Source organism: Bradyrhizobium sediminis (assembly GCF_018736105.1).
Taxonomy (GTDB): domain Bacteria; phylum Pseudomonadota; class Alphaproteobacteria; order Rhizobiales; family Xanthobacteraceae; genus Bradyrhizobium.
The window spans coordinates 4,104,648-4,118,868 of sequence record NZ_CP076135.1; the positions used below are offsets into that span (position 1 = coordinate 4,104,648).

Below are 14,221 nucleotides of genomic sequence, written 5' to 3' on the forward strand. Positions count from 1 at the left end.
AGGTCCGGATCCCCTTTGTCGCTGAAGACGAATCCAGATTCAGTTGGCCGGCACCGCCGCAGCCGCCGCCACCCTGTGTTCCGCCCGTGCCATGTGTCGCTCGATCATGCCCGCCACCTCCCCGGCATGAGTCAAGATCATGAAATGCGCCGCGCCTGCGATGGTGGCGACTTTGGCGTCCGGGATGCACTGGCCCAAAAGCTGGTTGGCGCGCTTGGCGGCGGGGTGACTGGCCTCGCCCCACAACACCAGCGTCGGAATTTTCACCGTCGCGAGCAACCCGGACGTCAGCTCGAAACCGTAGGCGCTGGCCCAATCCAGGAGATTGGCCGGGGTGGTCTGCGTTGCGTAATCGCGGACGCGCTGCGGCCAGCCGGCGAAAGTCCCCGCACCGCCATAGAAATCGATCATCTGTTCGATCGCCGTGGTCTCGCCGGCCTGATGGGCCCTGGAGTAGGATTCGGACATCTTCCGGAACGCCAGATAGTGCCGGTACTCGCCCGCGTGCCGCAGGATCTCCAGCGCCGGCGCCTCGGCGATGGTCAGGCTCAGGAGTGGCACACGCGCCCGGAGCGCGACGGCGAGCGCCGACAGGCCGCCAAAGGAGTGGCCGACGAGGTGCACCGGGCAGCCGGCGCGCCGGATCACGGCTTCCAGCACTTCCGCCTCATGGGCAATATCGGCGTCGTCAGCGCTGCGCCGTTCCAGCGTGCCGCCATATCCGAGCAGGCTCGTGGTGACGCAGCGATAGTCGTTCTCCCATTGCGCCATCACCGGCCGCCAGGCTGCGCCGGTGCTGCACGATCCCGGCACCAGCACGACAGTCCGGCCCTCTCCGGATTCGTCGTAGTCGATGCATCCACGTGTGTCTTCGATCATGGTCTGACCCATTCCCTCAAGAACGGACAAGTTCGGCGGATGGTATTTCGCCGAGGCAAGGCCGCCGGACGATCGATTGCCCGGCGGCCGGCCTCGCGCGAACTTCCTCGCCAGGAGAAATCCGGATCAGCGCCTGGCGATCACGATTTCGAGGTATTCGCTCGGAACGACCATCGTGCCGTCCTCGGCGCGGTTCATCCGCCCGATCAGCGCGAGCAGGTCGTTTCGCAGCCCCTGCTGGCCTGTGGCATCGAGTGCGGCGAAGGCCTTGAGTATCGGGCCGTAATAGCTCTTGAAGATCTCCATGAAGTGCTCCGGCGACCGGTAGCGGAACACGAAGTTGCGCGGCTCGGCCTCGATGACGAGGGCCGAAGGTCCGAACATTTCGGCAATCCGCGCCCGGGTCCCCCACAATGCGGGCGACTTCGCACCGGCCGGCGGCGGCAAGTATTTGCCGAGCGTCTTGAAGACCTGCCCGATGAAGCCTTCCGGCGTCCAGTTGGCGAGGCCGATCTTGCCCCCGCTCCTGCATACCCTGAGCAATTCCGCCGCCGCCTTGTCCTGGTCGGGCGTGAACATGACGCCGAAGGTCGAGACCACGGCATCGAAGCTGCCATCGGCAAAAGGCAGCGCCTCCGCGTCGGCTTCCCTGAACTCGACCGACAAACCGTCGGCCGCGGCGCGGAGCCGGCCGCGTTCGAGCAGGCTCGGCACATAGTCCGTCGACACCACGTCGCACCAGCGGCGGGCCGCGGCGAGCGTGACGTTGCCGTTACCGGCGGCGACATCGAGAACCTTCTGCCCGGCGCGAAGATCGAGGGCTTCGCACAGTTCCTCGCCGACGATCTGAAGGGTGGTGCCGACCACCGCATAATCGCCGGAAGACCAGGCGCCTTGCTGGCGTGTCTTGAGAACCCCCAGATCGACTGGGCTGGGCTGGGCGTTCTGTACTGCCGCGGATGCAATCATAATTGTTCCTCCGTTCAAATTGGATGGCGATGTTGGTGCTTTTGGCTCGCCACAATCGGCGCCGCCCAATGCTCATGTTCCGCAGATCGCGATCAGATCCTGTCGCAAAAATTGCTCCTGATCTGAACCTAATCCCGGTTCCGCAGACCTAGTCTAAGAGGCATCCCGTCTCTATCCAATTCGCGACAGGGCTATCCAGAATATGAAATTTTTCACCGCCATCGGTGTTTACAGTCATATCGCCGGAGTATCTCCATGAATGCATGCGCCCACGGAACTTCGAACTCGGCGCCGCTGCCGCGCGGCGTCCGCCGCGCGCTCGACGCCATGCGCGGAAATCCCGGGCGCGACTGGAGCGTGACCGAACTGGCCGGGGCGGCGGGCTTGTCCAGCCGTACGCTGCAGCGGCAATTCCGGCTGTTTCTCGGCAAGACGCCCCGCGCCGCTCTCCGCGACGTCCGATTCGAGCGCGCGCGCCGCGAACTGCTGCAGGGCCTGCCCGATGCCAAGGTGATGGATGTCGCCCTGCGCTGCGGCTTCCCGCATTTCGGGCGGTTTTCCGTCGACTATCGCCGCCAGTTCGGCGAAACGCCGTCGCAGACCTTGAAGCGGCAGGCTATCTTCAACGATGCGCTCTCGGCGATGCCTGCCTTTTTCATCTCCAGCCGCGACCGGCCCATGGTCGCGCTCGGCCCGATCGACGCCGCCCCGGAACACGGCGGCATCGCGCGCAGTATTGCCGATGAACTCACCACCGCGCTGAACCGGGCCGGCGCCGTCGTCACCCGGCAACCCGGCGCGGCGCGCTACCATCTCGTGGGCACGATCAGCGGATCGGATCGACAAACCCGCCTGACCCTCCGGCTGATCGATGCCGAAACCGGCTGTCATCTGACCGCGCATCGGTCCGATGGCCCGCTTGGAGACGACACCATCCCCGACGAGCATCTCGCCACCAAAATCGTGGCAGCGGTGCAACCATGCCTGCGCCTGGCGGAAATCGATCGCGCCGGCCGCAAGGCGGACGCCGATCTCAGTCCGCACGACCTGGCGCTGCGGGCGATGCCCTTCGTTCTTTCGCTCAATGCCGAAGGCAACGCGTACGCGCTGGACTTGCTCGAACGGGCGATGAAACGCGACCCCGGCCATGCACTGGCGACCGCACTCGCGGCATGGGCATACGGGCAGCGCGTGGTCTATCACTTCGCCACGACTCCGACCGAAGACCGCGCGCGAAGCGCTGAACTGGCACGGAAGGCGCAAAGTCTTGGCGGGGACGCTACCGTGCTTGCCGTGCTGGGCAACGCCCTCACCTTCCTGCACGACCTCGATGCCGCGAATCTGATGATCCGCAAGGCGCTCTCGATCGACGGCGGTTCCGCCTGGGCCTGGAGCCGCAGCGGATGGATCGACGTTTACAACGGCGACGCGGACTCGGGGATCGAGCGGTTCAAGATAGCACTCGACCTCGCGCCCCATGACAGTCTCGCCTTCAACAGCATGGTTGGTATCGGCTGCGCCCATTTCGAGTCGGGCCGCTATTCGGAAGCCGCCCATTGGCAACAACGCGCGCTGGCCGAGCATCCGTCGGCGACCTGGATCCACCGCACCATGTGCCCCGCTTACGTACTGATCGGAGATGAATCCGAAGCCCGCCGCAGCGTAACTGCGCTGCGGGAGGACTACCCGGAGCTGACCATCTCGGACGTGCAACAAGGTCTGCCACCGCTGCCGCAATCCTATTGCGACCGGGTTTTCGATGCGCTGCACAGCGTCGGATTGCCACTCTAGGCAGGATTCCCGGCGCGGCGTCCGGCGAGATCTAGTCGACCAGCCTATCGATCGCAGCCGGCCCCTCGCCCTGCATTGCATTCAGTTTTTGCAGCGCCAGTATGTGTGCGAATGCGAAGACGACCATCAAGGCCGCCAGCACGAAGTAAAGCCGCCACGGCATCGCGTTATCACTCCACGAAATCGGCTGCCCGCGTCTGAGGCCCCTTGCGATCGGCACAATGATCGTCGTGGATGAGATGCCGATGCTGAGCGATCAAGCGCGCCGCCAACCGGCTCCGCGAGTCATGAAGCGCCCTGATCAGGCCTGTCCATATGCCGCTCATGTGTAATCCGGCGACGCGTCCGAAACTGCGCAGCCGGAAATGGATTCGCCGCTTCCGCCAGCTCCGTCGCGTGGCGACCACCGTCGGCTCGAATGACCGTGTTGCTTCATTGCTGTATGCGCGCATCGGCCTGCCTCGCTTGCTATGTTGCGTATCGCGCGAACATAGAATTCGAGCGACTTACCGTCGTCATTCGGTCAGACGACGGGTGATGATAATTTCTTGAACGGATCCCAATATCCTCCGATCGGAGGAGGCCGTCATCGCATGGTGAATCCCGCTTCCACACCGACACGTTAATTTGAAGCGTCGCCTAGCCGTTTCGCGCCACGCAATGACGTGCCCGGCTTGACCTGCCACGGAAATGCCACTGAATCGTAATGTCTCGGCGGCGGGACGCGACCGTCATTTCCTTCCACGTCATTTTCCCTGGGACTACTAATAATGGATGATAGAAAGCAGCTTTCCGCACTGATCGGCGATATCTATGACGCCGTATTCGACCCCGACCTACGAACCGATGTTCTCGACAGAATTGCCGGCTTTACCGGTGGCCATTCGGGCAGTCTCCTTTCGAAGCATGCCCTGAACGATTCCGAGAACCTCTACTGTTACATCGGGAATGATCCCGAGACCCTGCAGGCCTATTCGGAGAGCTATCCTAAGCTCGATTCGACGGCGGATCCGGGGTCCGTCGGCGTCGATCAGATCGTGAGCGCTGTAGATCTCGTACCCTATGACGAATTTCGCCGGGGCCGCTTCTATCGCGAGTGGGCGCAGCCGCATGGCTGGGGCGACATTGCGAGCGCGGTGATCGAGAGATCGGCGACGAGTTGCACGTTCCTCAGCGTTGCGCGGCAGGAGACGAGCGGCTTGGTCGATGACCAAATGCGCCATCGCATGGCGCTCGTCATTCCCCACGTGCGTCGTGCGCTGCTGATCGGCAAGACCATCCATCACAAGGAAGCCGAGGCGATATGCTTTACGGATGTCTTCGATGGGCTGAGTGCCGGCATGGTCCTGGTCGACGCCAGCGGCCGCATTGTCCATGCCAACTCCGTCGGCGGCGCCCTTCTTGAAGCCGCCGATTTCCTCCGCAAAGGCGCCTGCGGACGGCTTGTCGCCGGCGACGCGGCGACCAACGCAGCCTTGCGCGATATCCTCGTCGCCGCGAGCGCGGGTGACACCGTTCTCGGCGTCAAGGGGACAGCGCTGCCGTTGACCGCGCATAATGGCGAACGCTACATCGCCCATGTGTTGCCGCTGACCTCCGGTGCACGGCGCGGCGTCGGCCTTGGCTTCAATGCGGTCGCCGCATTGTTCGTCCGAAAGGCCGCTCTCGAGTCCTCGCCTGCCGAGGTCATCGGCGAGATGTACAAGCTGACGCCTGCCGAGCTGCGCGTCCTGCTTGCCATCGTCGATATCGGCGGCGTTCCGGAGGTGGCTGCGTCTCTCGGCGTTGCCGCTACCACCGTCAAGACCCACCTCAGCCGGTTGTTCGAAAAGACCGGCGTCGGCCGCCAGGCCGATCTGGTCAAGCTCGTTGCAGGCTTCTCCACGCCGCTGGCGAACTGACCCCTCTCCTTCCGGACACTTGCTTGACACGGCGGCTGCCTGCCGCCGTGTCAACCTCGCTCGCGGATCAAAATATTGTAATCGGACTTCGTCCGAATGGGGGAGGACGACGAGCCGATCGAAACCTATCTGTGGCTCCGCTATTCCAGAGGAGCGAATCGTGCTGAAGCGAATCCTACTGATATGCGCCATCGCCGGCATCGCCCTGGCACATGGCGTCGTATTGTATAAAATTGATACTGGCGTCCGCTCGGCCGACGCAGCTCAGGTGATGGCCTCGCAATCCCGCAGGGCGGCCTACTGGTGAAGCCAAGTCAATCTCAGCACCCAGGAAAACGCTGCCGCCCCTTGAGGCGGCAGCAGCGAAACCTTTTCGGGCCACGGATCACGAAAACATGAAGTCGTTGGCATGAAGGGCGGCAAGCGAGACGTTCTGCAACGTCGCGATGATGCCGGTTCCATCCGAAATGACGACATCCGCCCCTGACTGCGCGATATGACCATCCGCAAGAGCTTGATCGAACGTATGATCCGAAAAGCCGGCGAGCCCGATCACGTCACCCGACGCGCTTGAGCCGTGGACCTGGAAATCTTGGATCACATCCTGGCCGCTCGTGCCGAAATTGAACACGAACGTGTCATTTCCGTTGCCGCCAACCAGGGCATCGTTGCCGTTGCCGCCCGTGATCGTATCGTTGCCGTCACCGCCGCTGAGCGCCAGCGCCATCGCCCCGGAGGGCACCGCAGAGGCATCGATGGTGTCGTTGCCCGCGCCGCCGTTGACCGTCAGAAGGTCTCCCGCCTCCCCGTGGTCGACGGTCACCTGCGCAGGCAACCCGCTGACGGTGATCAAGGAGCCGGCAGCTGTCAGATTGACGTAATCGTTGCCTGCCGTGCCATTGATCGTGACGGTGTCCTCCTGGCCGTCGCCGCTGCCGGTAAACGACGCCGCAAGATCGATCGCCACCTGCCTCACGCCGGTACCGGAGAGGTCATTGACCGCAACGTGATCCGCCCCGCCCAAAGTCGAGAGCTCGATGCGCTCGACGCTCGTGAGGTGCATGGTGACGGCGCCAACGTCCCGGGTAAGCGTCGCTTGCCCACCGTTTGCAGAAATGCTGATGTTTTCGCCGATATTCGAGCCGTTGAACGCCAGCGTATCGACGCCGCGCTGGCCATCGACGACGTCACTGCCGTCACCCGGCTTCCAGGTGAACAGATCGTTGCCGTCGCCCAGCGCCGCCACATCGTTGCCGATGCCACCATTGACGCTGTCATTGCCGCGGCTTCCCAGGATGACGTCGTTACCGGTACCGCCATTGAGAGCGAGGCCGATCTGATTGGTCGGCAGGCTGCTGGCGTCAATCACGTCATCGCCTGCACCGCCCGACACCGTCAGCCGGTCGAGCACGCCCTCGGCGTGCGCGATGGTCACGGTCTCGGCAAGCCCGCTCACCCTGATGGCGCCACCGCTGCGATCGACGGTGATGAAATCACCTCCGGCGGTTCCGTTGATGATCACCTGATCGGACTGACCGTCGCCATAGGATGTACCGGTCGCGGCCAGATCGATCGCAACCTGTGTGATGCCGGTGCCGGTGAGGTCATTGACCACGATGTTATCGGGACCGTCAGAGGCCGCGATCTGGACACGCTCGATGCCGTTGATATCCATCGTGACATTGCCGACGTCGCGGAACAATCTCGCCCGGCCGCCATTGGCCGAGATGTCGATATTCTCGCTGGCGCTCGAGCCGTTGAAAACCAGCGTATCGACACCCGCCTGGCCTTCGACAATGTCGCTGCCATCGCCGGAATTCCAGACAAAGCGGTCGTCGCCGGCGCCGAGCAGCACCAGGTCGGCCCCCGTTCCGCCGGTGACAACGTCATTGCCGTCGCCGCCGCTCAACACGTCGTCACCGGCGCTGCCGATGATGTTGTCGTTGCCCGCGCCGCCGTCGATCGTGAGGTTGATCTGGCCGGCAAGCGCGGAAGCGTCGATGCTGTCATTGCCATCGAGACCACTGATGAGGAGCGAGTCGTCGGCGCCTTCGGCATGATCGATGGTCACCTCTGCCTGCAACCCGCTGACGGTGACCATGCTGCCGGTAGCTGCAATGCTGATGCGGTTATTGCCTGCCGTAGCATTAACGATCACGTTGTCCGCCTGAGCGTCACCGGCGCCGCCGGTCGCCGCGAGGTCGATGGCGACCTGCCTGACGCCCGTACCGGAGAGATCATTGACCGTGATGGTGTCGGCGCCGCCCAGGGCCGCTAGCTGAATCCGCTCGACCCCGTTGAGGTCCATGGTGACCGCGCCGACATCGCGGAACAGCCTTGCATGGCCGCCATTGGCCGAGATATCGACATGCTCGCCGGCATTGGAGCCGATGAACACCAGCATATCGAAGCCTGCCTGGCCCTCGACGATATCGCTGCCGTCACCCGGATTCCAGACGAACAGGTCATTACCGCTACCGAGCAACGCCACGTCGTTGCCGCGGCCACCCGTGACGGTATCGTCGCCATCGCCGCCGATCAGCCTGTCGCTGCCGTCACCGCCGGTGATCCTGTCGTTGCCTGCACCGCCATCGATCGTCCGGCTGGTGAGCGTCGCCAGTCCGTTACCGGCGACAATGACGTCATCGCCGCCGCCGGCGCTGATCGCGATGTTCTCGACGCCATTGATGTCCATCGTGACATTGCCGACATCCTGCGTCAGCAGCACGCGCTGGCCATTGGCCGAGACCGCAATGACCTCGTTGGCGCTCGAGCCGTCGAAGGCGAGCGTATCGATACCAGTCTGGCCCTCGACGACGTCGCTGCCGTCTCCGGAATTCCAGGCATACCGGTCGTCGCCGGCGCCGAGCAACGCCACGTCGTTGCCCGCTCCACCGGCGATGATGTCATTGCCATCGCCGCCCTCGATGAAGTCGCTGCCGCCGCCGGCCTGGATCGTATCGTTGCCGGAGCCCCCCTGGAGGAAATCGCTGCCGGAGCCGGTCCGGATGAGGTCATTGCCGGCACCGCCATCGGCCACATCGTTTCCACCACCTCCGATGATAAAATCATCGCCATCATTGCCCGAGAAGTGGTCGCCGCCGGTACCGCCGATCAGAATATCGTTGCCGTCGCCACCGAGCAGGATATCTCCGCCATCACTGGCGTGGATCGTATCGTTACCAGCGCCGCCATTGATCGTGAGCCTGATCTGACCGGCAACGAGCGCCGAAGCGTTGATGGTGTCGTTGCCATCGAGACCATTGACGACGAGCGAATCATCGGCGCCCTCCGCATGATCGATGATCACCTGCGCGGACAGCCCCCTGACGGTGACGGATGCGCCGCTGCTGGCGATATTGATGCGATTGTCGCCCGAAGTCCCGTTAACGACCACGGTATCCGCCTGGCCGTCGCCATTGCCGGTGCCCGCGGCTGCCAGGTCGACAGCGACCTGCCTGACGCTGGTACCGGAGAGATCGTTGACCGTGACGGTGTCGGCGCCGCCCGAAGCCGCAATCTGGATGCGCTCGACGCTGTTGAGGTCCATCGTAACGGTCCCGACGTCTCGAAAAAGCGTCGCGCGGCCGCCACTGGCCGAGATATCGATACGTTCGCCGACATTGGAGCCGTTGAACTGCAACGTGTCGGTGCCCGCCCCGCCCTCGACCACGTCGCTGCCGTCGCCCGGATTCCAGACGAACAGGTCGTTGCCGTTGCCGAGCAGCGCTGTGTCATTGCCGCGACCACCCGTAACGGTGTCATTGCCATTGCCGCCGATCAGCAAATCGTTGCCGTCGCCACCGAGCAAGACGTCATTGCCGCTGCCACCGTCGATGATGTCGTTGCCGGCGCCGCCGTCGATAGAGTCCGCGGCGTTCGACGGACGAACCCCGCCGCTTGCCGGGACCGTCGATGAAACGAAGGACGGAATGATGATTTCGTCGGCGCTGGTTCCGATGAAATTGGCCATAATATTGATCCTCACAATTCAGTTGCGCGTGCAGATGTGCACCTCGCGAACTCTGAAATTGCGGTGGATGTGCCGGCGGCGCGTCGTGCGATTGGAGGAAAGCATCATCATCAACTTGTGATGCGGAGACGCGATCAGGTTTGCGTTTTCGTTACCGCTTTGCCGACGTCCGGTTATTCCAGCAGCGTTGCATCACATTGCCGTGTGTGTGTTCGACGCGAGACAATCAGCGTACCGCCCATCCTTCATTCGCATGACGCCATCGTCGGCCGAAACATTCATACAGGCCGTCCTGATGAACGCGAGCCTTGACCATCCAGCCATCGACACGCCCAAACCCGGAGAATTTATGTCCCGATTGTTTTCAAGCGTTTCCGCCGCAGCGTGTCTCGGACTGCTGCTTTACGGATTGGCGCAAGCGGCCACGCCAACCGCCCCTTCCCCAAAAGGACCGCCGCCGGTCTTCTATCGCTCCGTCAAGGTCGACGGCCTGGACATCTTCTACCGCGAGGCCGGAGCGCCGGACAAACCGACGCTCCTGCTGCTGCACGGCTTTCCCTCGTCCTCTCGGATGTTCGATCCGCTGCTGGCGCGGCTTTCCGGCAAGTTCCACCTGCTGGCTCCCGACTATCCGGGCTTCGGCCATAGCGATGCCCCGGATCCCAAGGCGTTCGCCTATACTTTTGATCATGTCGCGGAAGTGATGCAGCACTTTACCGAAACGGTCGGAGCCAGCCGCTACGTACTCTATATGCAGGATTACGGTGGCCCCGTCGGATTCCGGCTCGCGATCGCGCATCCCGAGCGCGTGCAGGGCATCGTCATCCAGAACGCCGTCGCCCATGACGACGGCCTCGGTCCGCGCTGGAACAGGATGCGGGAATTCTGGGCAGACCGCGCGGCGAACGAGGCAGGCTTCAAACAGGGCCTGACATCGCTGGCGGGAGCGCAGCGCAGGCATCTCGGCTCCAGCCCCAACGTGGCCAATTACGATCCGGACCTGTGGTCTGACGAATTCGCCTTTCTGAACAGGCCTGGCGAGAGCGACATCCAGATCGATCTGTTCTTCGACTACCGGACCAATGTCGCCAGCTATCCGGCGTGGCAGGCCTGGCTCGGCCAGACGAAACCGCCGACACTGGTGGTCTGGGGGCGATACGATCAGTCTTTTGAGACCGCGGAAGCGCATGCCTACAAGCGCGAGATTCCCGGCGCCGAGGTTCACATCATCGACGCCGGCCACTTTGCGCTCGACGAGAAGCCCGACGAGGTGGCGGCGCTCATCACCCGGTTCATGTCAAAGCTTTCAAACGCAAAGGCCCGCGATCGGCATCCTTGAAGGGCGGCACAACCCCGGGCACGGATCGGCTCTGCTTTCGCGATCCTACCAGGCGTCGATACAGGGCCGCTTGCGGTGACTGCGCGGTTCGGGCTTCGGCACGGAATTGAGGCCGGCCATGATCCAGCGGCGGGTCTCGGCGGGGTCGATGACTTCGTCGATCTCGAGGACGGATGCGATCGAGGTCGCCTTGCCGTTGGCGTAGAGTTCGCCAACCTTGGCCTGGTAATATTTCTCCCGCTCGACGGGATCGGCGATCGCTTCCATTTCCTTGCGGAAGCCGAGCTGGACGTAGCCTTCCAGGCCCATGCCGCCGAACTCGCCGGTCGGCCACGCCACCGTGAAGAAGGAGGCGTGGAAACCGCCGCCGATCATGGATTGCGCGCCCAGGCCATAGCCCTTGCGCAGCACGACGGCGAACAGCGGCACCGTAAGACTCGCTCCGGTCACGAACATGCGGGCGACGTGGCGCACGATTGCCGTCTTCTCGGCCTCGGGCCCCACCATGAAGCCCGGCGTATCGCATAGCGACACGATCGGGATGTCGAAGGCGTCGCAGAGCTGCATGAAACGCGCGGCCTTGTCCCCGGCCGGCGCATCGATCGCTCCGCCGAGGTGTTTTGGGTTGTTGGCGATCAGTCCGAATGGCTTGCCTTCGATACGGATGAAGGCGGTGATCATGCCGACGCCGAAATCCCGGCGTATTTCAAGCACCGATCCTTCATCCGCGAGGAGATCGATGACCGTGCGGATGTCATAGACCCGCAGCCGGTTTTCGGGGATCGCTCGCCGCAGCAGGCGCTGATCCGGCGCCTTCCAGGAGGCAACTGAACCCTGAAAGTAAGACAGGTATTTCTGCGCGGCGCTGGTGGCCTCCTCCTCGTCCTCGACGAGAATGTCGATGACGCCGTTCGGCGCCTGAAACGACACCGGCCCGACCTCGGCCGGATGGTAGACGCCGAGACCGCCACCTTCGATCATCGCCGGGCCGCCCATGCCGATCGACGCATTCTTCGTCGCTATGATGACGTCGCAGCAGCCGAGCATGGCGGCGTTGCCGGCAAAACAATAGCCGGACACCACGCCCACGACCGGCACCAGGCCGGACAGCTTCGCAAACTGCACGAATGACGGCCCGTCGAGACCGGTCATGCCGAGCCGGTCGGTATCGCCGGGGCGGCCGCCGCCGCCTTCGCCATAGAATACCAGCGGCATCCGCCATTGCTCGACCAGGCCGAGCATGCGGTCGATCTTCTTGTGATTCATGTGGCCCTGGGTGCCGGCCAGCACGGTATAGTCGTAGGAGATCACCATGCAGCGGGCACCGTGCGCACCGAACTTGTCGGCGTTCACGGTGGCGACGCCCGCGATCAGGCCATCGGCCGGCGTGTTCCTGATGAGGTCATCGAGCTTCCGCCGGCGGCGCTGGGCGGCAATCGCCAGCGATCCGTATTCGACGAACGAGCCCTCATCGACCAGTTGCGCGATATTTTCCCGCGCGGTGCGCTGATTGGTCTTGCGCCGGCGCTCGACCGCGGCGGGACGGTTCTCGTCGAGTGTAATCGCGTGGCGGGCGATGAGATCGGCAAGATCGGGGCGGATATGGTCGAGATCGATGGTGGCTTCCTCTTCCACCTCGCCGCCCTCGATCTCGGCCGGCTCGAGAAACAGAATCGTCTCGCCGTGCATCAGGGTTGCGCCGCTTGCCGCGCCAATCTTCGTAACCTTGCCGCCGTGCGGAGCTGCCACCAGGTGCTCCATCTTCATCGATTCGAGGATGGCGATCTGCTGCCCCGGACGCACCAGATCCCCCTCCGAGACCTCGATGGCGACGATGGTGCCTTGCAGGGGCGCTGGCACCGGCACCGACCCGGCCGGATCGGCGGCAGTCTCACTGGCTTTGGAAGATGGAGCCGCTTCCCCGGCAGCGTTCCCGGCCGCGAAGAACAGCGGCCGTGCGATTTCCTTTGTGGCGCTGACCAGCGCGGCGACATGGATATCGATGAAGTCGGTGGCAATGCGGTTGGCGGCGAAATCCGGATGCGCCAGCACCGCCTGGATGAACGGAATGTTGGTGGCGACACCGCCGATGCGGAATTCGCGCAAGGCGCGCGCCGCCTTCTGCACCACATCGGGCCAGCTCGCGGCCGGCGAATGGACGATCACCTTGGCCAGCAAGGAGTCGAAGGCTGCACTGGTCTTGTACCCGGCATACCCAAACGTATCGACGCGCACGCCCGGGCCGGAAGGCGGATCGAACACCGCCAGCGTACCGCCGGTCGGCTTCGTCGCGCCCTTCTCGTCCATCACTTCCATGTTGATGCGAAGCTGCATGGCAAAGCCGCGTGGCGCCGGAACGGCCGATTGCCCCAAGCCGAGCGAGGCCAGGGTAGCGCCGGCGGCGACCGCCAGCTGCGACTTCACGAGATCGACACCCAGCACCTCTTCGGTCACGGTATGCTCGACCTGGAGCCGCGGATTGGCCTCGATGAAGGCGAACGCCGGATCGCCGACGGTTGTCTCGCCATCGACCAGGAATTCGAAGGTGCCGAGATTGTCGTAGTGCGCCGCGGCTGCAAGCGCCTTTGCCGCATCGATGATGCGGGTGCGCAAGCCATCGCTCAGCGAGGGGCTCGGTGCGACCTCGATCAGCTTCTGGTTACGCCGCTGGACCGTGCATTCGCGTTCCCACAAATGGCTGATCGTCCCGTAGTGATCGCCGATGATCTGCACCTCGATGTGGCGCGCCTTGCGGATCAGGCGTTCGACATAGACGTTGGCATTTCCGAAGGCGGCCTTCGCCTCGGATTGGCAGCGCGCATAGGCTTCCTCCAGCTTCGCTGCGTCCTCGACGAACCGCATGCCACGGCCGCCGCCACCGGCCACCGCCTTGATCATGATCGCCCCACCGGCGCCGAGCGAGGCGAAGAATGCCCTGGCCTCGTCCAGCGTGGTCGGACCGGTGGCGCCTTCAATCACGGGCAGGCCGCAGCGCTTGGCAAGCCGCTTGGCTTCGATCTTGTCGCCGAACAGATCGAGCGCTTCGGGGGACGGCCCGACGAAAACGATCCCCTGCTCTGCGCAACGGCGCGCCAGCAGCGAATTCTCGCTGAGAAAACCATAGCCGGGGTGCAACGCGTCGCAATTCGCAGCCTTCGCCGTCGCGATCACCGCTTCGATATCGAGATAGGCGCGCGCGCCCCGCCCCGGAATTTCGTGGGCTTCGTCGGCGGCCCGGACGTGCAGCGACAGCGCGTCGTCCGATGGGTAGATGGCGACGGTGGCAAGGCCGGTTTCGCCTGCGGCACGGGCGATACGGATGGCGATTTCGCCGCGGTTGGCGATCAGTAGTCTATGGAAGGGCATGGA

8 protein-coding genes and 1 pseudogene are annotated in these 14,221 nt (G+C 63.7%); 3 read left to right on the forward strand and 6 right to left on the reverse strand.

The window, feature by feature from the left end; translation table 11 throughout:
* Window positions 1–39: 39 nt before the first annotated feature.
* Window positions 40–879, reverse strand: a complete 840-nt coding sequence (locus tag KMZ68_RS19755) for an alpha/beta fold hydrolase (RefSeq protein ID WP_215612847.1) — start codon at window positions 877–879, stop codon at window positions 40–42.
* 126 nt (window positions 880–1,005) lie between these two features.
* Complete coding sequence (locus KMZ68_RS19760) at window positions 1,006–1,848, reverse strand: class I SAM-dependent methyltransferase (RefSeq protein WP_215612848.1); 843 nt, start codon at window positions 1,846–1,848, stop codon at window positions 1,006–1,008.
* A gap of 255 nt (window positions 1,849–2,103) precedes the next feature.
* Here KMZ68_RS19760 and KMZ68_RS19765 point away from each other — a divergent pair, with 255 nt between their 5' ends.
* A complete protein-coding gene (locus tag KMZ68_RS19765) occupies window positions 2,104–3,639 on the forward strand; it encodes a helix-turn-helix domain-containing protein (RefSeq protein WP_215612849.1) in 1,536 nt (511 codons plus the stop codon).
* A 31-nt stretch (window positions 3,640–3,670) separates the two neighbouring features.
* On the opposite strand, the gene KMZ68_RS26160 is transcribed toward KMZ68_RS19765, so the two are convergent.
* The gene (locus tag KMZ68_RS26160) at window positions 3,671–3,802 is read right to left on the reverse strand and encodes a hypothetical protein (protein WP_256443685.1); all 132 of its coding nucleotides are present in this window, start codon (window positions 3,800–3,802) and stop codon (window positions 3,671–3,673) included.
* 607 nt (window positions 3,803–4,409) lie between these two features.
* Here KMZ68_RS26160 and KMZ68_RS19770 point away from each other — a divergent pair.
* Window positions 4,410–5,540 (forward strand): helix-turn-helix transcriptional regulator, encoded by a 1,131-nt coding sequence (locus KMZ68_RS19770; RefSeq protein WP_215612850.1) that lies wholly within the window; start codon window positions 4,410–4,412, stop codon window positions 5,538–5,540.
* Between the two features lie 385 nt (window positions 5,541–5,925).
* On the opposite strand, the gene KMZ68_RS26055 is transcribed toward KMZ68_RS19770, so the two are convergent.
* Together KMZ68_RS26055 and KMZ68_RS26255 are read right to left on the reverse strand one after the other, a co-directional pair.
* A complete protein-coding gene (locus KMZ68_RS26055; protein WP_249779419.1) occupies window positions 5,926–7,848 on the reverse strand; it encodes a beta strand repeat-containing protein in 1,923 nt (640 codons plus the stop codon).
* 201 nt (window positions 7,849–8,049) lie between these two features.
* Window positions 8,050–9,513, reverse strand: a pseudogene (locus tag KMZ68_RS26255) (calcium-binding protein); the annotation flags it as partial.
* Window positions 9,514–9,862: 349 nt separating this feature from the next.
* Here KMZ68_RS26255 and KMZ68_RS19780 point away from each other — a divergent pair.
* On the forward strand, window positions 9,863–10,852 hold the full coding sequence (locus KMZ68_RS19780; protein ID WP_215612852.1) for an alpha/beta fold hydrolase: 990 nt from the start codon (window positions 9,863–9,865) through the stop codon (window positions 10,850–10,852).
* Between the two features lie 45 nt (window positions 10,853–10,897).
* Here the strand turns inward: KMZ68_RS19780 and KMZ68_RS19785 are convergent, their stop codons facing one another.
* The gene (locus tag KMZ68_RS19785; RefSeq protein ID WP_215612853.1) at window positions 10,898–14,218 is read right to left on the reverse strand and encodes a carboxyl transferase domain-containing protein; all 3,321 of its coding nucleotides are present in this window, start codon (window positions 14,216–14,218) and stop codon (window positions 10,898–10,900) included.
* Window positions 14,219–14,221: the final 3 nt, after the last annotated feature.